The 20,752-nt window shown below is 62.3% G+C and carries 17 protein-coding genes and 1 pseudogene; 15 read left to right on the plus strand and 3 right to left on the minus strand.

Features of this window, described 5'->3' with window-relative positions:
- Nucleotides 1–9 precede the first annotated feature (9 nt).
- The 9 genes and pseudogenes from O7B34_RS25440 (at nt 10) to O7B34_RS25480 (ending at nt 9,697) form a co-directional block, all read left to right on the plus strand.
- Nucleotides 10–297, plus strand: coding sequence for a YciI family protein (locus tag O7B34_RS25440; protein ID WP_337148612.1), 288 nt, complete (start codon nt 10–12; stop codon nt 295–297).
- Nucleotides 294–1,226 (plus strand): heme-dependent oxidative N-demethylase family protein, encoded by a 933-nt coding sequence (locus tag O7B34_RS25445; RefSeq protein ID WP_337148613.1) that lies wholly within the window; start codon nt 294–296, stop codon nt 1,224–1,226. Before O7B34_RS25440 ends, O7B34_RS25445 begins: the two co-directional genes overlap by 4 nt.
- A 152-nt stretch (nt 1,227–1,378) precedes the next feature.
- Nucleotides 1,379–2,824, plus strand: coding sequence for a homospermidine synthase (locus O7B34_RS25450; RefSeq protein WP_337148614.1), 1,446 nt, complete (start codon nt 1,379–1,381; stop codon nt 2,822–2,824).
- Between the two features lie 187 nt (nt 2,825–3,011).
- Nucleotides 3,012–3,389, plus strand: coding sequence for a hypothetical protein (locus tag O7B34_RS25455; RefSeq protein WP_337148615.1), 378 nt, complete (start codon nt 3,012–3,014; stop codon nt 3,387–3,389).
- A 211-nt stretch (nt 3,390–3,600) separates the two neighbouring features.
- Nucleotides 3,601–5,673 (plus strand): 5'-nucleotidase C-terminal domain-containing protein, encoded by a 2,073-nt coding sequence (locus tag O7B34_RS25460; RefSeq protein WP_337148616.1) that lies wholly within the window; start codon nt 3,601–3,603, stop codon nt 5,671–5,673.
- A 146-nt stretch (nt 5,674–5,819) separates the two neighbouring features.
- Complete coding sequence (hemH, locus tag O7B34_RS25465) at nt 5,820–6,881, plus strand: ferrochelatase (protein WP_337148618.1); 1,062 nt, start codon at nt 5,820–5,822, stop codon at nt 6,879–6,881.
- A 52-nt stretch (nt 6,882–6,933) separates the two neighbouring features.
- Nucleotides 6,934–8,146: pseudogene (locus tag O7B34_RS25470) on the plus strand (NAD(P)/FAD-dependent oxidoreductase).
- 121 nt (nt 8,147–8,267) lie between these two features.
- Nucleotides 8,268–9,218 (plus strand): SPFH domain-containing protein, encoded by a 951-nt coding sequence (locus O7B34_RS25475; protein ID WP_027146254.1) that lies wholly within the window; start codon nt 8,268–8,270, stop codon nt 9,216–9,218.
- A gap of 14 nt (nt 9,219–9,232) precedes the next feature.
- Nucleotides 9,233–9,697: an NfeD family protein gene (locus tag O7B34_RS25480; RefSeq protein ID WP_027146255.1), complete on the plus strand. Its 465-nt coding sequence runs from the start codon at nt 9,233–9,235 to the stop codon at nt 9,695–9,697.
- 202 nt (nt 9,698–9,899) lie between these two features.
- Here the strand turns inward: O7B34_RS25480 and O7B34_RS25485 are convergent, their stop codons facing one another.
- Complete coding sequence (locus O7B34_RS25485; protein ID WP_337131849.1) at nt 9,900–10,901, minus strand: KpsF/GutQ family sugar-phosphate isomerase; 1,002 nt, start codon at nt 10,899–10,901, stop codon at nt 9,900–9,902.
- A gap of 250 nt (nt 10,902–11,151) precedes the next feature.
- On the opposite strand from O7B34_RS25485, the gene O7B34_RS25490 reads away from it, so the two are divergent.
- Nucleotides 11,152–12,921 (plus strand): outer membrane beta-barrel protein, encoded by a 1,770-nt coding sequence (locus O7B34_RS25490; protein ID WP_337148619.1) that lies wholly within the window; start codon nt 11,152–11,154, stop codon nt 12,919–12,921.
- Nucleotides 12,922–13,003: 82 nt separating this feature from the next.
- Here O7B34_RS25490 and galU read toward each other — a convergent pair whose 3' ends face one another.
- Nucleotides 13,004–13,909 carry a UTP--glucose-1-phosphate uridylyltransferase GalU gene (galU, locus tag O7B34_RS25495; protein WP_032936280.1) on the minus strand — a complete coding sequence of 302 codons (906 nt, stop codon included), beginning with the start codon at nt 13,907–13,909 and terminating at the stop codon, nt 13,004–13,006.
- 212 nt (nt 13,910–14,121) lie between these two features.
- Here galU and O7B34_RS25500 point away from each other — a divergent pair, with 212 nt between their 5' ends.
- Together O7B34_RS25500 and O7B34_RS25505 are read left to right on the plus strand one after the other, a co-directional pair.
- Nucleotides 14,122–15,345: a lytic murein transglycosylase gene (locus O7B34_RS25500; protein ID WP_337106046.1), complete on the plus strand. Its 1,224-nt coding sequence runs from the start codon at nt 14,122–14,124 to the stop codon at nt 15,343–15,345.
- A 31-nt stretch (nt 15,346–15,376) separates the two neighbouring features.
- Nucleotides 15,377–16,609, plus strand: coding sequence for an SGNH/GDSL hydrolase family protein (locus tag O7B34_RS25505; protein ID WP_337148621.1), 1,233 nt, complete (start codon nt 15,377–15,379; stop codon nt 16,607–16,609).
- On the opposite strand, the gene O7B34_RS25510 is transcribed toward O7B34_RS25505, so the two are convergent.
- The gene (locus O7B34_RS25510; RefSeq protein ID WP_337148622.1) at nt 16,606–17,502 is read right to left on the minus strand and encodes a LysR family transcriptional regulator; all 897 of its coding nucleotides are present in this window, start codon (nt 17,500–17,502) and stop codon (nt 16,606–16,608) included. The genes O7B34_RS25505 and O7B34_RS25510 overlap by 4 nt on opposite strands.
- Nucleotides 17,503–17,620: 118 nt before the next feature.
- Between O7B34_RS25510 and O7B34_RS25515 the strand changes: the two genes are divergently transcribed.
- The 3 genes from O7B34_RS25515 (at nt 17,621) to O7B34_RS32230 (ending at nt 20,590) form a co-directional block, all read left to right on the plus strand.
- Entirely contained in the window at nt 17,621–18,580 is a 960-nt protein-coding gene (locus tag O7B34_RS25515) for an NmrA/HSCARG family protein (RefSeq protein WP_337148623.1), read from the plus strand.
- A 169-nt stretch (nt 18,581–18,749) separates the two neighbouring features.
- Complete coding sequence (locus O7B34_RS25520) at nt 18,750–19,904, plus strand: epoxide hydrolase family protein (protein WP_337148624.1); 1,155 nt, start codon at nt 18,750–18,752, stop codon at nt 19,902–19,904.
- A 440-nt stretch (nt 19,905–20,344) separates the two neighbouring features.
- Nucleotides 20,345–20,590 carry a helix-turn-helix domain-containing protein gene (locus O7B34_RS32230; RefSeq protein WP_442920997.1) on the plus strand — a complete coding sequence of 82 codons (246 nt, stop codon included), beginning with the start codon at nt 20,345–20,347 and terminating at the stop codon, nt 20,588–20,590.
- Nucleotides 20,591–20,752 lie beyond the last annotated feature (162 nt).

Genomic DNA, 20,752 nt, shown 5'->3' on the forward strand with positions numbered 1-20,752 from the left:
GAGAATGCAATGTTCGTCGTGTCGCTGAACTACAAGGTGCCGCTCACCGAGATCGACCGCTTGGCGCCAGGTCATATCGAATGGCTGGAAGCCTGTTACGCCGAAGGCATCTTCGTTGCGTCCGGGCCCAAGCGGCCAAGAACCGGCGGCGTCACCATCGCACGCTGCTCCCGCGAAGTTCTCGATGCCAGGTTGGCAGCCGATCCTTTCGCCCAGGCGGGCGCCGCCGACTACGACATCACCGAATTCACAGCGCGGATGACCGCCGCCGGTTTGGGCTCGTTCAAAGAGGCATGAGTTTCCGGCAACCTACCCACACGCCGTATGACGGCTCGTCGAAACTCTTCACCATCGGGCTGAAGCCGCTCGACCCCGCGAACTGGATCGAGGTCGACGGTCACCTGCTGCCCTATCTCGCCGAAAAGCGCCGGCTCTATGACGAAATCCCCGCGCGCGTCTTCGTCGAGGAGGACGGCACGCGCGCTGCCCAGCAAGAGGTGCTCGACTTGCTCGGCGCCTACCTGCCGGAAAGATTTCCCGACACCCACCGGCGCAGCGATGCGGGCGTTGCGGTCGTGGGCGCGACGAGCCATCCCGCCATCCCTTCCAGCCTCATCGGCGCTCCCTTGGTCGCGGCCTCACTGCTGGTCCAGGAAGACCTGATCCTCATGCGGCGGGGCGAAGACGGCTGGCGTCTGGCCGCGGGTTCGCTGTGCTTTCCTTCGTCCTGGGCGCTCACCGAAAAATTCGGCAGGCCGCTGCAGCGGATCCACGAGCCGGTGCCGGGCTTCGGCCCGGGCACAAGGCCGGCCGATCTCATCAACCGGATGTTCGATGGCCTCCAGGGCCAGGCCGTCGAGCGTTACAATTGGTCGATCCAGTCAGGCGACGCGCTCTACCATCCGTTGTCCAATGTCGAGCGCATCGACCGCGCGACCAGCCGGCCGACGCGTTTCCGCGACGGTGACGTCAAGGCACACGCCTTCATCCGCGTCGAACGTCAGACGCTGCGCAAACTGCCGGCTTCGCGCGATGTCCTGTTCACCGTCCGCATCCATCTCGACCCGCTCGCCGTGCTGGCGCGGCACCCGGAACGGGCAACGCTGGCGGTCTCCTTCGCCGACCAGCTCAATGCGCTGGACCAGACGCAGCTTGACTACAAGGGCCTGACGTCGGATCGCGATCGGCTGACTGCTGTCCTTAACCACATGGCGAAGGACGCGTAGTCGCGGGTTGGCGGTTTTCGCTGGTTTATGACAATGATCTGTGATGTAGCGCATGGCCGTTGAGCGAAAATGCCCGGTTTTTGCAAGTGGTTGCTCGGTCTTTGCACGTCGTTGCCGGGCTTTTGCACGCAGTTGAAGGAGTGCTCGATAAAATGGCGAATGAAAACTGGCCCGTTTACGGTGAGATCACCGGCCCCGTGGTGATGATCGGCTTTGGTTCGATCGGACACGGAACGCTGCCGCTCATCGAACGCCATTTCAAGTTCGACAAGTCGCGCATGACGGTCATCGATCCGCGCGATACCGATCGCAAGCTGCTCGACGAGCGCGGCATCACCTTCGTCCAGGAAGCGGTGACCGAGAAGAATTACAAGAAGCTTTTGACGCCGCTGCTGACCAATGGCGGTGGCCAGGGCTTTTGCGTCAACCTGTCGGTCGACACCGGCTCGGTGGACCTGATGCGGCTCTGCCGCAAGCTCGGCGTGCTTTACATCGACACTGTCGTCGAGCCCTGGCTTGGCTTCTATTTCGACGCCAAGGCCGACAATGCCAGCCGCACCAACTATGCGTTGCGCGAGGCGCTGCTCAAGGAGAAGCACGACAAGCCCGGCGGCGCCACCGCCGTCTCCACCTGCGGTGCCAATCCCGGCATGGTGTCCTGGTTCGTCAAGCAGGCGCTGGTCAATCTGGCCACCGATCTTGGCATGGAGTTCTCCGAGCCGGCGCAGGAAGACCGCGAGGGCTGGGCGAAACTGATGAAGAAGGCCGGGGTCAAGGGCATCCACATCGCCGAGCGCGACACCCAGCGCACCAAGAAGCCCAAGCCGATGGATGTGTTCTGGAACACTTGGTCGGTCGAGGGCTTCATCTCCGAGGGATTGCAGCCGGCCGAGCTCGGCTGGGGCACGCATGAGACCTGGATGCCCAAGAACGGCAAGAAGCACAAGCACGGCTCCAAGGCCGCGATCTATCTGGAGCAGCCTGGCGCCAACACCCGCGTGCGCTCCTGGTGCCCGACGCCGGGACCGCAATATGGCCTGCTGGTGACGCACAACGAGGCGATCTCGATCGCCGATTTCTTCACCGTGCACTCCAAGAAGGGCAAGGTTCAATACCGCCCGACATGCCACTACGCCTATCATCCCTGCAACGATGCCATGCTGTCGCTGGACGAGATGTTCGGTGCCGCCGGCAAGCCGCAGCCGGTGCACCACGTGCTCGACGAGAACGAACTGGTCGACGGTGTCGACGAACTCGGCGTCCTGCTCTACGGCCACGACAAGAATGCCTACTGGTACGGTTCCCAGCTGTCGCTTGCCGAGGCGCGCAAGCTGGCCCCCTATCAGAACGCCACCGGCATGCAGGTCACCTCGGCGGTTCTGGCCGGCATGGTCTGGGCACTGGAAAATCCGGCCGCCGGCATCGTCGAGGCCGACGAGATGGACTACAAGCGCTGCCTGGACGTGCAGTCGCCCTATCTCGGACCGGTCAAGGGATACTATACCGACTGGACGCCGCTCGACAGACGCCCGGGCCTTTTCCCGGAAGACCTCGACCGCAGCGACCCGTGGCAATTCCGCAACATCCTCGTCCGATAGCATCACCCGGACCATGTGCCATTGCCTTGCAATCGCCCGGAAATCGGGCGATTGAAGGGATGCGGCCTGGGGTGGCGATGTGCGTCCGTCGGACGCTTGAAGCATACCCCAGCACTTTGGACGTTCGCGTCGTGCTTCCCAGAAATCGGCCCGATTTTTGGACCGACGCGTTTGGAGAGGATTTCATATGACGATTGCGCGCAAAGTTCTTTCGATAGGCATCGCGGGTGCCCTTGCCTCGATGCTTGCTGCCTGTGCCACCAGCGGTCCCGACCAGCCGCCGATGGCTGCCGCGCCGAAAGGCGTCGAAGGTTCCTGGATCGATGCCAAGGGCACCGGCCTGTCGACCTTCACCGGCGGCACCTTCACGACCGTCGCCACCGACACGGGACAGAAGCTTGCCGACGGCAGCTACACGATGACCGGCGCCACGTCGGTGCAGATCAACGGCACCTCGCTGATCCGCCAAACCCCGGTGAGCTTCAATTGCCTGATGGTGTCGACGAGCCAGCTCAACTGCACCAGCTCCGCCGGCCAGAATTTCGTGCTGACGCGGCGCACCTGAACCCGGCGAACATTCCAGTCACAAAGGACGGCGGCCGCTTGGTCGCCGTTTTTTTGTGCCGGCAATCCCCCGCATTTTGCGCCTGGAAATACCACCGGCATTTCCGCTTGCGTCAGCCGGAACGCGATGGGAACATGATCGAAACGCTGGCTGTAAATCCCAGTCAAGCAAGGGCGCTAGACGCCTATGATCAGCCTACCGGGAGACGAAGATGAAGAAGCTTGCCGCCATTGCCGCCCTTTCCGCGTCGACGCTTGGCCTGTCGGCCGGGGCATCCTTTGCCGACTACACACTGAACATCCTGCACATCAATGACTGGCACAGCCGCATCGAAGGCAACAACAAATATGAGTCGACCTGCTCTGCCGAGGAGGAGACCAAGGGCGAGTGCATCGGCGGCGCCGGCCGGCTGATCACCGCCATCGCCCAGGAACGCAAGAAGCTGGAAGGCCAGAACGTGTTGCTGCTCAGCGCCGGCGACAATTTCCAAGGCTCGCTGTTCTACACGACGTACAAGGGCAAGGTCGAAGGCGAGTTCCTCAACGACATGAGGTTCGACGCCATGGCGCTCGGCAACCATGAGTTCGACGACGGCGAAGCCGCCCTTGCGCCCTTCCTCGACATGATCAAATTCCCGGTGCTCGGCGCCAACGTCAAGGCAAACGCGCAGTCCAAGCTCGGCGACCGCGTCAAGCCGTCGATCGTGATCGAGGTCGGCGGCCAGAAGATCGGCATCATTGGCGCCGTCACCAACGACACGCCCGAACTCGCCTCCCCCGGCCCCAACATCACAATCGAGGACGACGTCAAGTCGATCACGGCCGAGGTCGAGAAACTCAAGGGAGAAGGCGTCAACAAGATCATCGCTGTCACCCATATAGGCTACAACAGGGAACGCGACATCATTGCCAAGATCCCCGGCATCGACGTCGTGGTCGGCGGCCACAGCCACACGCTCCTGTCGAACACCGATCCGAAGGCGGCTGGCCCCTACCCGACGATGGTCGACAACCCTGGCGGCTACAAGGTTCCGGTGGTGCAGGCGGCGTCCTATTCGAAATATCTCGGCGAATTCAAGGTGGTGTTCGACGACAATGGCGTCGTCAAATCGGCGAGCGGCGACCCGATCTATCTCGACAAGTCGATCACGCCCGATCCCGCGGTGCTCGCCCGCATCAAGGAACTCGGCGCGCCGATCGAGGCCCTGAAGAACAAGGAAGTGGCCGAGACCACCGACGTGATCGACGGCAGCCGCGAAAGCTGCCGCGCCAAGGAGTGCGAGATGGGCAATCTCGTCTCCGACGCCATCCTCGACCGCGTCAAGGGACAGGGCGTCGAGATCGTCATCTCCAACGGTGGCGGCCTGCGCGCCTCTATCGACAAGGGCACCGTCACCATGGGCGAGGTGCTGACCGTGCTGCCGTTCCAGAACACGCTGGCGACCTTCCAGATTTCCGGCAAGGATCTGGTCGCCGGGCTCGAAGGCGGTCTCAGCCAGATCGAGGACGGCGCCGGCCGCTTCCCGCAGGTCGCGGGCCTCAAATATTCCTTCGACAAGTCGGTCGCGCCCAATGCCGGCCGCGTGAAGTCGGTGGAGGTGATGGAGAACGGCGCCTGGACGCCGATCAATCCCGAAAAGGATTATCTGGTCGCCACCAACAACTACGTCCGCCAGGGCGGCGACGGCTACAAGGTCTTCGCCGAAAAGGCCAGGAATGCCTATGATTACGGCCCTGGCCTCGAACAGGTCGTCGCCGACTATCTCGGCGCGCACCGGCCCTATACGCCAAAGCTCGACGGCCGTATCACCGAGATCGCCGCGACGACAGCGGCAGCTCCCGCCGCCGAGCCGGCCAAGCCCGCCGAACCAGCAAAGCCCGCGGAGACCGCACCGGCAGCGCCGGCACCGGCCGAAGCCGCCAAACCGGCCGCACCGGCGATGCCTGAACTGCCTGCCAACTCAGGCGATATCGCCAACACGCCGCCAGCCATATCGACGGAAAAGGCACCCCCGCCGCCGGCACCCGCCGAACCGGCAAAGCCTGCCGAGACCGCCCCCGCGCCTGCCGCTCCCGCCCCGGCGGCGCCAGCAGAACCGACAAAGCCCGCTGAAGCCGCGCCAGCCACCGGCAGCCATGTCATCGTGGCCGGCGATACCTACTGGGATCTGGCAAAGAAAGCCTATGGCGATGCGACCAGGTGGAAACTCATCTATGAGGCGAACAAGGGTCAAAGGCCGCATCGGCTTGTGCCGGGCGCGACACTGACCATCCCCGCGAAGTAACCTCATTTCGCTTCCAGCGAGAACACCCGCCGGGGAAACCTGGCGGGTGTTCTTTTTCCAGACGGAAAGGCGGTATGGTGCGGCCAGACGCAGCATTGAAAAGCGGCGCGCCATCGCTAGTTTCACGCCGTCTCCGGAGAACCCTTATGACGCCTACCAATGTTGTCGACCCCAAGACGGTCAAGCCGGTCGGCGCGACGGCGGGGCACGCGCCGGCCAAGGCCGGCAAGGTTGGCGTCATGCTGGTCAACCTTGGGACCCCAGACGGCACCGAGTTCAGGCCGATGTGGCGCTATCTCAGGGAGTTCCTGTCTGATCCACGCGTTATCGAGCTCAACAAGGCGATCTGGTATCCGATCCTCTATGGGCTGGTGCTGACCACGCGGCCGAAGAAGTCGGGTGCCAACTACGCCAGGATCTGGAACCGGGAGAAGAACGAGTCGCCTTTGCGCACCTACACGCGCGCGCAGTCCGAAAAGCTGACCGGGGCATTGCGCGACTTGCCCAATGTCATCGTCGACTGGGCGATGCGTTACGGCAACCCTTCGACATCAAGCGTCGCCGAAAGGCTGGTGGCGCAAGGCTGCGACCGCATCCTGAGCTTTCCGCTCTATCCGCAATATTCGGCGACCACCACGGCAACCGCCAACGACCAGCTGTTCCGGGCGTTGATGAAGATGCGCGCGGCACCTGCCGTCCGCAGCGTGCCGCCCTATTATGCCGAGCCGGTCTACATCGAAGCGCTCGCCAGTTCGATCGAACGGCATCTGGCGACGCTCGATTTCGAACCGGAGGTGGTCATCACCTCCTATCACGGCATCCCGAAACCCTATTCCGACAAGGGCGATCCCTACCAGGCGCATTGCCTGGAGACGACGCGGCTGCTGCGCGAGAAACTCGGCTGGGACGAGAACAAGCTGATCACCACCTTCCAGTCGCGCTTCGGCGCGCAGGAGTGGCTGCAGCCTTACACCGACAAGACGGTCGAGAAACTGGCCAAGGACGGCATCAGATCGATCGCCATCGTCAATCCAGGCTTTTCCGTCGACTGCATCGAGACGCTGGACGAGATCGGCCGCGAAGCAGCCGAGACCTTCCATCATGCCGGTGGCGAAAACTTCGCCCACATACCATGTCTCAACGACAGCCCCGAGGGCATGGCGGTGATCGAAGCAATGGTGCGGCGCGAACTGTCGGGCTGGGTCTGACGCCGGAACAACACAAGCTCCGAAGCGTTGAGCAGCGCCTCCGGAGAATTCAATGCTCCGCAAACTCGACCTCAGCACTGGCCGGCCCGTCTGGTCCGCCTATCGGGCGCCCGCGGTGCCGACGGGCAGTCTGACCCGGGACGTCAAGACCGATGTGCTGATCGTCGGCATGGGCATCAGCGGCGCCATGATGGCCGAGGCGCTGACAGCGGATGGTCACTCCGTGATCTGCATCGACCGGCGGGGGCCGCTGAAAGGATCGACGGCGGCAACCACGGCGCTGGTGCAGTTCGAAATCGACCAGCCGCTTTCGGCTCTGTCGAGGATGATTGGCAAGGCCCAGGCACGGCAGGCCTGGCGACGTTCGCGGCTGGCTATTTCCAATCTCGCCGCCCGCATCGCCGAACTCGGCATCAAATGCGGCATGAGCCGCACCCAATCGCTCTATTTGGCCGGTACCGCGCTCGGCCCCTCGGAACTCCGGGACGAAACCGAGGCGCGGCAGATGGCCGGCATCGGCGCGACCTATCTCACACCGACGCCATTGGCCGAAACATTCGGCATCGATCGCGCCGGCGCCATCCTAAGCCATGGCAACATCGCGCTCGACCCGCGCAAGCTGACGGCCGGGTTGCTACTCAAGGCCCAGGAGCGCAAGGCACGTCTCTATACGCCGGTCGAAGCGGCGGCAATCAAGGACAGTGCCGACGAGGTGATCGTGGCAACCAGGGATGGCCCCGCCATCACGGCACGGCATGTTGTCCTGGCCACGGGTTACGAACTGGTCGATATGGTGCCGGCGGCTGCTCACCGGGTCATATCGACATGGGCGATCGCAACCCGCCCGCAAACGCGAAAACTCTGGCCGGGCGCGGCGTTTATCTGGGAAGCTTCCGATCCCTATCTCTACGTCAGGGCAACGGTCGACGGCAGGGTCATCTGCGGCGGCGAGGACGAGGATTTCATCGACGATGACGCGGCGCGATGAACTGATCGGCGACAAGAGCGCACGTATCGCCGCAAAACTTGGCCTGATGTTTCCGCATCTCGACGTCAGGCCCGAATTTGCCTGGGCCGGCTCCTTCGGCATCACGACGTCAGGCCTGCCCTATATCGGCGCCATTCCCAGGCACCCGCGCATCCACGCCGTGTTGGGTTACGGCGGCAATGGCATCACCTTCTCACGGATCGCCGCCGAGATCGTCTCGGCGTCGATCGACGGGCTTGAAGACACGGATGCAAGCCTGTTTGCCTTCAACCGCTGAGTGCATACTCGCAAACAATCCCTCATCACCTGATTGTAACGTTCTTGAAACACACTTAAGTCTTTGGTGAAGTTGGCTGCGCGGGAATGGCTTGCGTGGCCTGCCTCTGAGGGAGAGCCAAATGGATTTCAGTGGTTTCGATATTGCGGTCGTTGTTCTTGTCGCGCTTGTCGTGCTGGTGCTCTTCAAAGGCATCAAGACAATTCCGCAGGGATACAACTATACCGTCGAACGCTTTGGTCGTTATACCAAGACACTGAGCCCCGGTCTCAATCTCATCACGCCGTTCGTCGACCGCATCGGCGCCAAGATGAACATGATGGAACAGGTGCTCGATGTTCCGAGCCAGGAGATCATCACGCGCGACAACGCCATCGTCGGTGTCGACGGCATCGCTTTCTACCAGATCCTCAATGCGGCACAGGCCGCCTATCAGGTTGCCGGCCTGCAGAACGCCATCCTCAACCTGACGATGACCAACATCCGTACCGTCATGGGTTCGATGGACCTCGATGAGCTGTTGTCCAACCGCGACGCCATCAACGAGCGCCTGCTGCGCGTCGTCGACGAGGCGGCGCACCCGTGGGGCATCAAGATCACCCGCGTCGAGATCAAGGACATCAACCCGCCGGCCAACCTCATCGAATCGATGGGCCGCCAGATGACCGCCGAGCGCAACAAGCGCGCGCAGATCCTGGCCGCCGAGGGCCTCAAGCAGTCGCAGATCCTCGAAGCCGAGGGCCGCAAGGAAGCCGCCTTCCGCGATGCCGAGGCGCGCGAACGCTCCGCCGAAGCCGAAGCCCGCGCTACCCAGGTCGTGTCGGAAGCGATTTCCAAGGGTGACGTGCAGGCGCTGAACTACTTCGTCGCCCAGAAATACACCGAGGCGCTGGGCAAGATCGGCACCGCCACCAACAGCAAGATCGTGCTGATGCCCTTCGAGGCGTCGTCTCTGATCGGCTCACTTGGCGGCATTGGCGAAATCGCCAAGGAAGTCTTCCGCAGCGAAGGCACGACCGGTGCGCAAAGGCAGGCAGCACGTCCGCCGGTGGTCCGGCCGAGCGAGAATTGAGATAGGCCACTCTCATGATCGACCGCATCGTTTCTGAACTCGGCCCGTGGAACTGGATGGTTCTGGGCTTCGTGCTGCTGGTGGTAGAGGTCATCGCGCCGGGCTTCTTCATGCTTTGGATCGGCATCGCCGCCCTCATCGTCGGCGCGGTGTCGCTGCTGATCTGGGATGCCGCCATCTGGACATGGCAGGTCCAGGTGCTGCTATTCCTCGTGCTGTCGCTGGTTTCAGCCTTTGCCGGCAAGAAACTCATGGGCGGACACGACCAGCCGAGCGACCAGCCGCTGCTCAACCGCCGTGGTGCGCAGATGATCGGCAGGATGGCGACGCTTGCCGAGCCGATCCGCGACGGCCGCGGCCGCATCAAGCTCGGCGACACGCTGTGGCGGGTTTCCGGCCCGGATTTGCCCGCCGGCACACAGGTGCGCGTCACCGCCGCTGCCGACACCGACCTGGAACTGACGGTGGAACAGGTCTGAGTTTCCGACCCCCAATACCTGAATAGCACCGGCACAAGGTGTGTTGAGATTCAGGTCAGGCCGAGCCGAGAATGGTGGCCTCCGAGAACCGGAGCGGAGCGGGCATTAAGTCCGTGAGCACAGTTCTACTGCGACGCAGTAGAACTGGGAAGCGCAGGAGGCTGTCGTTCTCGGCTCGGCCTGACCTGAATACCGACACGCCTTAGGCGGCGCCGATGCGCAGCAGGTCATGGAAATGCACCACGCCCAGCGGCATGTTGTTCCTGGTCACCACCAGCGCGCCGATATTGTGCTCGTTGAGCAGCGCGATGGCCGTGCCTGCAAGCGTCTGCGGGTCGACCGTCTTGGGCGTGCGGGTCATCACTTCGTCGACGATGACGTCGGCCAGGTTGCGGTGCAGGTTGCGCGCGACATCGCCGTCGGTGATGATCCCGGCCAGTTCGCCATTCGCGTCGACGATCAGAACGCAGCCGACCTTCTTCTGCGATAATGTCATCACAGCTTCCGGCATTTTGGTGCCGAGCGAAGCCAGCGGCATCTGGTCGCCGGCCCGCATGATCTCGGAGACCATGGTCAGGTTGGCGCCGAGCTGGCCGCCGGGATGGAAGGTGCGGAAATGGTCAGGCGTGAAGCCGCGCGCCTCGAGCAGCGCGATCGCCAGCGCGTCACCGATGACCAGTTGCAGCAGCGTCGATGTCGTCGGCGCCAGGCCATGCGGGCATGCCTCGGGGGTGCGTGGCAAAAGCAGCACCACGTCGGCCGCGCGCGCCAGCGCCGACGTCTCCCCGGAGGTCACGGCGATGAGCGGGATGGAGAAACGCCTGGAATAGGCGACGATGCCCATCATCTCCTTGCTCTCGCCCGACCACGAAATCGCGATGATGGCATCGTCCTTGGCGATCATCCCGAGATCGCCATGATTGGCCTCGACGGGATGGACGAAGAAGGCCGGCGTGCCGGTCGAGGCCAGCGTCGCCGCGACTTTCGAACCGATATGGCCGCTTTTGCCGATACCGGTGACGATGAGCCGGCCCTCAATCTTCGAGATCATCTCGACGGCCTGGGCAAAGGGTGCTGCCAGTCCGTTCTCGAGTGCCTCGGCAAGGGCCGCGATCCCGGCCTGTTCGGTTGCCACCGTTCTCAGCGCCGATTCGATCGACGCTTGCCTGTCCAGAGGCTTCTTATCGAGAGGTCTCGCATGCATGGATGATGCGATTAGCGCTTTGCCGCCCGCCTGTCCAACGGAAATGGCCCTCCGGCATCAAGGTCGAGTGTGCGGCGGTTGGAGTAACGACAAGGATCAAAACAGAGGGCACGACCCGGACCCGCATTGTCGCCCGCGGAAATCGCGTTTTGAGCCGGGGGTGATGCGTGCCGCCTCAACCCTCCATTAACCATCCCCATTTACGGTTCGGTAAGTATGGCGCGCATGCGCCGCGCGAGCAGTGGTGGCGATGTCCGGGGTCCAGCCAGAAAAATTGAGAGGACGACGGGACAAGGCGGCCTGCGCCTTGCTGCTGGCGACTAGCATCCTTGCCTTGCTGCGCCCTGCGCCCCTCCATGCCCAGGAAACGGAACTGCGTGGAGAAGTATCCGAATCGGCGATCCTGTCCGACCAGCAGCGCAAGGCGGGAAGCCTGGTTCTCGCCCAGCAAACGGCGGCCAGCGCTGACGCGCGGGACAATGCGCCGGCGCGCACCTATTTGCCGGCCAGCGCCGTGCCCGACGACACGGACGCCGCGAACTCGACCACGAGCGTCTTCGACCCGCCCCAGGCTAGCGACGATACCCCCCCTGATGCGCCCACGCCGCCCAAGCCGCGCCGCACTTCGACCGCCAGGCAGAATGCGGCCGACAAGGCAAAGGACAGGGCGACCAACAAGTCGAAGAAGAAAAAGAGCACTACGGCGGCTACGGATCCAACCACCACTGCCACGACGGCCAGAACGGACGACACCGACGGCATCGCGGCGGACCAGGACGCGGCCAACCGCCGTGCACTCACCATCGACAGTGCGGACAGGCAGAAACTCGACGCTGGCGCCGAGCGCACCACTGCGATCGAGGGCCGGAACAAGAAACCCGAGGACGATCCGTTCGCCGCCACCGGCGTCAAATGGGGCTCCTTCGTCATCCGGCCGACCATCGAACAGGGGTTGACGGCCACGACGAACGGCGACTCGAGCAGTGCCGGCACATCGGCGCTGCTGTCCGAGACGGCGCTGCGCTTTACCGCCGCTTCCGACTGGCGTGAAAACTCCGCGACCATCGACGGCTACGGCATTTTCCGCGAAACGGTGTCGGGCTACCGGGTTCACGATGCGCAGGGCCGCATCGAAGGCCAGCTCAATGTCGACCTCGACAAGGAAATGCGCGCCATCGCCAAGCTCGGCTACGAAGCCGTGCCGGAATCCGCGTCTTCGCCCGATGCCATCGCCGGCGTCAGCACCCAGCCCCTGCGGCAGTCGATCGACGGCAGCATCGGCGTCGAGAAGGCGGTCGGCAAGATGCAGTACACATTGACCGGGGCGGTCTCACACGACTTCTATGGCGACGCCGAGCTCTCGGACGGCACCTCGCTGTCGCAGAAAGACCAGGACAACACGCTCTACACAGCAACCTTGCGCACCGGCTACGAGATTTCCCCGGCGCTCACGCCTTTCACCGAAATCGAGGTCGGCCGCCGGGCCTACGACCGGCGCGTCGACACTGAAGGCTTCGAGCGCTCCTCGACGCGGCTTGGCGCCCGCGCGGGCCTGCAACTCGACATGGGCGAGAAGCTGTCGGGTGAATTCTCGGCCGGCTGGCTCAGGGAAGCGGTCGACGACAAGAGCCTGGAAGCGATTTCTGGGGCCACCGTCAACGCGGATGTCAAATGGTCGCCGCAACGCGGCACCATGATCGGCTTGACCGGCAAGACCACTGTCGAGACCACGACCACGTCAGGCGAAAGCGGCGATATCCTCTACTCCGGACGCCTGACGGGCGAACGTGTGATCCGATCCAATCTTACCGCGAATGCGGCTCTGGGCCTGGACTGGCGCGACTATGTCGGCATCGACGGCCATGACAGGATCTTGAGCGCGGAGGCCGGACTGACCTGGTGGCTGAACCGGTATGCCGGCCTCACCACCCGGGTGAGAACCGAGAAGCTGACCAGCAACCTGCCCGGCCGCGACTACACCGCCAACAGCATCTACCTCGGCGTGAAAGTGCAGCGCTAAAGGCGTATAAGCTTCGTCATCCTGGGGTCTCCGCGACGTCGCTACGCTCCTGCTTTGCCCGAGGATGACGAAAGTGCGGTGACTAAAACGCGGCCCCGCGGCGCTCGGATGGGCTCACCTCGTCGAGAAGCGTGCGGATGACGCCGGCCATGTTCTCATTCATGTCGCTGCGCCACAGCGCGAAGGCGACATTGGCCTCGACAAAACCTTCCGGCGAACCGCAATCGAAGGTGCGGCCCTGATAGTGGTAGCCGTAGAAGGCCTGCTGCTTCTCCAGCTTCAGCATCGCGTCGGTGAGCTGAATCTCGTTGCCGGCGCCCTTCTCCTGCCCTTCCAGAATCCCAAAGATTTCCGGCTGCAGGATGTAGCGGCCGTTGATGTAGAGATTGGACGGCGCCGTGCCGGTCTTCGGTTTTTCCACCATTTCGGTGATGCGGAACCCGTGATGCGTGTCTTCGCCGCGCCCGACGATGCCGTATTTATGCGCCTCTGCCGGATCGCATTCCTGCACGGCGATGATGTTGTTGCCGGTTTCCTCATAGAGCTCGACCATTGCCTTCGTGCAGCTCTTCTCCGACTGCATGATCATATCCGGCAACAACAGGGCGAACGGCTCGTCACCGACCAGTTCGCGCGCGCACCAGACGGCATGGCCGAGACCCATCGGCACCTGCTGGCGGGTGAAGCTGGTCTGCCCCGGCGCCGGCTGCAGCCGTTGCAGGCGGGCAAGCTGCTCGTCCTTACCGCGCTGTGCCAGCGTGTCATAGAGCTCGAACTGGATATCGAAATGGTCCTCGATGACCGCCTTGTTGCGGCCGGTGACGAAGATGAAATGCTCGATGCCCGCCTCGCGCGCCTCATCGACGACATACTGGATGACCGGCCTGTCGACGACGGTCAGCATCTCCTTGGGAACGGCCTTGGTGGCCGGGAGAAACCGCGTGCCGAGACCGGCGACCGGGAAAACTGCCTTGCGAACTCTCTTCATGCTTTCAATTATCCGTTTGCTGGCCAGCTCCGCAATCCCCGTCTCGCGACATTTTCACGCCGGAATTGAAGATTACTGGGGCAACTGAGAGAAACTTCCACCGGTTAAAGCACCCAGGTGTCTTTTTCGTTCCAGGCGACGCCTATGGTAAACTAATTCCTAACCCGGTTCGGCGATGAATGGTCTTTCCTGAGACAGAGAAGGAGGAAAAGATGTCCGTTCGCAATGCCGCAAAACGTTTCGCCAGCGTCATGACGGCGGCCAGCCTCTCGCTCGCTTTGCTGATGCCGACCGGGCCGGCTTTCGCCGACGCCGGTTTCCGGCAATGGGTCGCCGGGTTCCGCGCCACCGCCGTGGCGGGCGGCGTTTCCGGCTCCGTCTACGACCAGGCTTTCAGGGCTATCAACGAGCCCGATCCGGTGGTGTTGGAAAAGGCCCGAACGCAGCCCGAATTCACCGCCCCCGCCTGGGATTATTTCGACAACCGCGTCCATGATCAGTCCGTCGCCGTCGGTCAGCAGATGGCGAAAAAGTGGAAGCCTTGGCTGGACAGGATCGAGGCAAGGTTCGGCGTCGACCGCTACGTTCTCCTTGCCATCTGGTCGATGGAATCGAACTATGGCGAGATCCTCAAGCGCGACGACATCATGCGCAACGTCATCCGTTCGCTGGCGACTTTGGGCTACGGCGACGCGAAACGTTCGAAATATGCCCGCACCCAGTTGGTCGCGGCGCTGAAGATACTGCAAACCGGCGATATCGACGAGAGCCACCTGATGGGCTCCTGGGCGGGCGCCATGGGCCAGACCCAGTTCATCCCGACCAGCTACCAGCATTATGCCGTCGACATGGATGGCAACGGCAAGCGCGACATCTGGAATTCCATTCCCGATGCGCTGGCGACATCAGCCAACCTGCTCAAGAAGAATGGCTGGCAGGCCGGAAAGACCTGGGGCTACGAAGTCACGTTGCCGGCAGGCAAATTGCCGGGCGGATCGAAGACGCTGGCACAATGGCAGGCGCTCGGCGTCGTCAGGGCCAGCGGCAAGCCGTTCAAGAACCTCACCGACAAGGCGACGCTGAAAGTGCCGGACGGGCGTGGCGGACCAGCCTTCCTGATGGTCAGGAATTTTTCTGTCATCAAGGCCTACAACAATGCCGACAAATACGCGCTGGCCGTTGGTCTGCTTGCCGATGAGATCGCCGGCGGCAGCGGCCTGGTCCAGGATTGGAACCGGCCTTTCACCAAGCTCAGCTTCGAGGAACGGCAGGAGTTGCAGAAGCGACTTTCCCAGCATGGCCTTTATGATGGCAAATTCGACGGCAAGATCGGCGACGGCTCGAAGACGGCCATCATGGCCTATCAGGCAAAGGTCGGCTTGACCCAGGATGGCTATCCGAGCTTGGAAGTGCTGAAATGGCTCAGGCAGAAATAGAGCCTGACGAAGTTGAGTAGGGAGGGAGCGATTGGTTTGGCCTGCGCGCATCGGCACGTTCGTTCGTCGCATGCCGGTGCTGATCCTGGCCTTCGCCATGCTCGCCATTGCCGTGGCCGGCGCCGTTCATGCCCCTGCCATGGCGCAGGAGCAGCCGCAGCAGAGCAGAGGCTGGTCGTTGCGCGACCTTCTGTTTCCGCGCCGCAGCGAGCGGATCGAGCCACCGCCGGACATCCAGCAGGCGAGGCCTAAGCCGAAGAAGAAACCTCGTGCGCCTCGTCCACCCGAGGAGCCGGCAACGCCCGTGGTCGAAAAGGCGCCGGACGCCCGCACCGTCCTGGTGGTCGGCGACTTCATGGCGACGGGCCTCGCCGAGGGTCTGGACGAAGCCTTCGCCGAGAATACCGGTGTCAGGATCGTTGTCCGCGGCAATGGCTCGTCAGGCTTCGTGCGCGATGATTTCTACAACTGGCCCGAACAGATCAAATCGCTGATCGAAACCGAAAAACCCGCCGCGGTGGTCGTCATGCTGGGGTCTAACGACCGCCAGCAGATGAAGGTCGGCGACGTGCGCGAGCAGCCTCGCTCCGAAAACTGGACCAAGGAATACGAACGCCGTACCGATGAGTTCGGCAAGGCGATCGCCACCGCCAAGGTGCCTTTCCTGTGGGTCGGCATGCCGGCCTTCCGGGTGCCGAAGATGACATCGGACATGCTGGCCTTCAACGATATCTACCACAAGGCGGCCGAAAGCCACGGCGGCGAATTCGTCGATGTCTGGGACGGCTTCGTCGACGAGAACGGCGCCTTCATTACCAGCGGCCCCGACATGAACGGCCAGCCCGTGCGGCTACGCGCCGATGACGGCATCAACGTGTCCAAGGCAGGCAAGCGCAAGCTCGCTTTCTACACCGAAAAGCCGCTGCTGAAGATCCTTGGACTGGCAGCGCCGGGAAGCGTGGCACCGACGGCAGCGCCGGCGGGCGCACCCGTCGAAGCACCGGCTCCGGCGGCCGCGCCCATCGTCATCGATCGCACCCAACCCATGCTGCTCAGCGATCCCGCGCTCGACGGCGGCACGGAATTGCTCGGCGCTGCCCCGCCGCCAAAAGCCAATCCAGCTCTTCCCGGGGAACGGCTGGTGATCGAGGGCAAGGCACCGGAGGCCTCCCCAGGTCGCGCTGATGATTTCTCATGGCCGCCGAAGGCAAGTCCAGCAGCCGCGGCGGCAGCAAGCGACACCACGACGGCGATCAGCCCCTAATCAGCGACGACGAGATCGTGGATTTGCTCGCGGATCCACTGCTGGCCCTGATGCCCGTGCGTCCGCTCATGCCATATGAGCTCGACCTGGAAGCGCTCCGAGAGCCACGGAACGTCTATCCATGCGACCTCAGCCAGCCGGCTCCGCATCAGGCGTCGCGGCACCAGGGCGACAAGGTTGCTGCTGGCGACGACGCTCGGAATAACGAGAAAAGAGGCGGCAGACGCGACAACGGCGCGGGAGTGACCGAGGGCCTCCAGGATGACGTCCACCGGCGTGGAAAATACGCCGCCAGAAGGCGAAACGATCACCTGTTCAAGCCGGGCGAACCCGGCTGCAGTCGCCCCTTCCTCGATCCGCGGGTGGCCGGGGCGACCGATGAGAATATAGCTCTCCTCGAACAGATGCCGGGTACGCAGATGAGTCTGCCCGGCATCCGATGTGGCGATGGCCAGATCGACATCGCCATCGGCTAGTTGCTGCGCTAACCTTGTCGGCGCAAATCGGTGCACCGCCAGGCGTATCTTCGGAGCCCTTTCGCGCAGCGCCACGATAAGAGGCGCCACCACCACAGCCTCGACGTAGTCGGTACACGCGATCGAGATGGTCAGTTCGGCTGTTGCAGGAGAAAAGCTGTCATGACCCTGGAGGGTTCCGCGGAGCTGATCCAGCGAGACTCGAAGCGGTCCGATCAGCTCCAGGGCCTTGGCGGTCGGCACCATGCCACGATGCGCCGGCACGAGCAGGGGATCCTTGAACAGGTCGCGAAGGCGGTTCAGTTGCGCGCTGAGCGCCGGCTGGCTCATATGTAGCCGGGCTGCGGCCCTTGTGACGTTGCGCTCGACAAGCAGAGCTTCGAGACTGACGAGGAGGTTGAGATCGATGCGCCTCATATCCATGGCCTGGATAGTAGCGTATAAATCAATCGATTTCACATATGCCTATGGGTTGCGATTTAAATCTCCAGGGAGCGCCGTGCTGCGCTGCTCCAGGAAAGTGATGGAGATACACATGTCGATTGATCAAAAGCCTACCATTGTCGTCGCAGGCAGCCTGAGCAAGCAGGGCCGGAGCGTGACGGAGTCGTTGTTGGGGAGTGGACGGTATCACGTTCGTGCGCTGACAAGTCGTACAGACTCGCCTGCGGCTCTCAAGCTGGCCGAGCAGGGCGCTGAGCTCATCGCCGTGCCGCTTGCGATCAACCACAGGAGCGATTTTGTGAACACGTTTCGGGGAGCGCAGGGCGCCTTCCTGATGACTCCAGTCGTCGCCCCTCCAGCTACCTACGAGTTCGATATCGGCAGGGATCTCGCGGATGCCGCCGTAGAGGCGGGTGTTGATCACATCGTCTTCAGCACGCTGGAAAACGTCGATGAGATCACCGGAGGATCGAAGTTCGCGCCGCATTTCACGGACAAGGCGCGCGTCGGGGCTTATATCCAGGGTCTTCCTGTTCGCAGCTCATTCGTCGAGCTCGCGTTCTTCTACACCAACCTTCTCGAATATTATACCCCGCGTAAGGAGGGCGACACGCTCGTCTTTCCCATTTATCTGCCGGAGCATTTCCGAGCACCCTTCGTCGATCCGCTGACGGCGACAGGGCCAGCCGTTCTGGAAATCTTCGACCATCCCGACATCTATGCCGGGCAAACGCTACCGATCATCGGGGACGTTCTATCACCGGCCGAGATGATCGACACCTTCAAGCGCGTCACGGGCCAAAAGGCTGTGTATGCATCAGCCTACACCCCTGATGAGCTGGTTCGTCATTTTCCGCAGTTCGGGGAAAATCCCGAGCTCGTTCGAGAAAACATCGGCATGGCGGAATACGCGGTCGAATACGGATATTTCCGGAAAGACCGGGATCTCTCGTGGAGCAGGCGGATCAATCCCTCCAGTCTCACCTGGGAGCAGTTCCTGATCAAGACCGGTTGGGACGGCGAAAAAAGGGCTTTTGGTCTCAGCGAGTGAATCTCGGTCGCTCGCCGGTCGTTTACTCGCACGTAGAGCGCCGGAACCTTAATCGTCAGGAGGGATTTCGAACACAGATCCATCTGGAGATCCCGAAAAAACGTATCCGATGTTCACAGGCTTCGAGCTTGGCTCACTTCGACATCCCAAAAGTGACTAGGAGATAACCATGAAACCCTCTCCATTCACGCTTCATATCCCCGATCCTGACATCGTCGATCTCCGCGAACGTCTCGCCCGTACACGGTTCCCTGATCAGGCTGCGGGCACCGAGTGGGCCTATGGTACCGATGTCTCTTACCTGCGCGAGCTCACCGAATATTGGCGCGACGAGTTTGACTGGCGGGCTGAAGAGGCCGCGCTCAACGGTTTTCCGCAATTCTACGTCGCGCTTGATGGTATTGACCTGCACTACCTACACGTACCCGGGGTTGGTCCTGATCCGATGCCGCTGCTGCTGCTGCACGGCTGGCCCGGCTCGGTGTTCGAGTTCCTCGATATTATTCCGCGCCTCACCGATCCCGCGCGTTTCGGCGGCGATGCGCGCGATGCCTTCACAGTGGTGGCCCCGTCGTTGCCTGGCTACGGGCTTTCGTTCCAGCCTGGTCAAAGGCGGTTCGACGTCCCGGAAATGGCTGATTGCTTCATCGCCCTCATGCATGACGTGCTTGGTTTTGCGAAGTTCGGCGCGCAAGGCGGCGACTGGGGCGCCGCTGTCGCGAGCCGGCTCGGCTTTGCCTATGCTGATCAGATGATCGGCATCCACATCAATTTCATGCCGGCGGCAGGCCGTGATCCATCTGCCTTTCCCGACCCCAGCGAGGACGAGAAGCGTTACTTGGTTGAACGTGCGAAGTGGGTGCGCGAGGAGACCGGCTATCAGTGGATTCAAGGTACTCGTCCGCAGACGCTTGCCTTCGGGTTGACCGATTCGCCCGCAGGTCTGGCGGCATGGATGGTGGAAAAGTTCCGTGCTTGGTCGGATTGCGGCGGTGAGGTCGAACGCGCGATCAAGCGTGACCGCATGCTCGCCGACATCGCGTTCTATTGGTTCACAGGCGCCATCGGCTCGTCATTTTGGCCTTACTATGCTCGCTTGCATGGCTCGGAGGAGATCTTGCCCGCAGGGGGAAAGATCTCCGTTCCGACCGGTTATGCTGAATTCCCTCACGAGATATTCAGGCCGCCGCAAGCCGCCGCGGCTCGCGTATTCACCGACCTGCGACGCTGGAGCGTCATGCCGAAAGGCGGACATTTCGCAGCACTGGAGCAGCCCGAGCTACTTGCCGAAGAAGTCCGCGCCTTCTTTCGAGGACTGCGATGAGAGTTACATTAGGCAACAAAGCATTCGTCTCTGCGAGCAGCCTCATGGGAGGAGAAATGAAAAGCGCGGCGTTGGACCGCTCGCAAGGGGGAACAGATGAATATCATGCAATCCGCCGCAGTGATAGTTGCAGCGCTTTCGTCCGTACTGACGCTTTTACCGACCGCGCTCGCGCGCAAGACAAGATTATCGTCGGCTGCACGGCGACTACCGATTGCGCCAATGCGGCGGTCGCGGCTGACAAGGGCATTTTCAAGGAGAAAGGCCTCGGTGGCGCAGCGCGTGATGCCGTACTCCGTCACGGGCTGCGAGTTCGGTGCTGTAGCGGCGCGAAGGCTGAGCTAGCCGATCAGATAGCGGGCAGCGGCGCAGGCGGGGCGGAAGTCTCGTGCTCTCGGCTATGATGGATATTTCCACCGTTCTGGAGTACTATCAATCCGATGGATAACAAGCGCCTCGACCTCAATCTGCTGACCACACTGGAAACGTTGCTGTTGGAGCAAAACGTTACAAAGACGGCCCGTCGCCTCCACCTAAGTCAGCCGACAGTTAGTGCACAATTGAACCGCTTGAGGGATCTGTTCGACGACCCGCTGCTAGAGCAATTCCAGGAAAAGTGTGTAACGGTTTTCCGGGAAAAGCGCGTAGCGCTTTCCCTAGGGAATTGCGTGAAAGCAAAGAGTTAGAGCGGGTCAGCGAGTCTATCAAACGCTGAACCGCTCTAGAGCGGTTCACGAGTTGATGGAATCGAAGGGATTCCGGATCAGTCGGTTTTGTGATTCAAGATGCTGGCTGGAATGGAGGCCAGCATCTGATGACTCGACCTCTTTCCAATGATCTTCGCGAGC

Source organism: Mesorhizobium sp. Cs1299R1N3 (assembly GCF_037179625.1).
GTDB lineage: Bacteria > Pseudomonadota > Alphaproteobacteria > Rhizobiales > Rhizobiaceae > Mesorhizobium > Mesorhizobium salmacidum.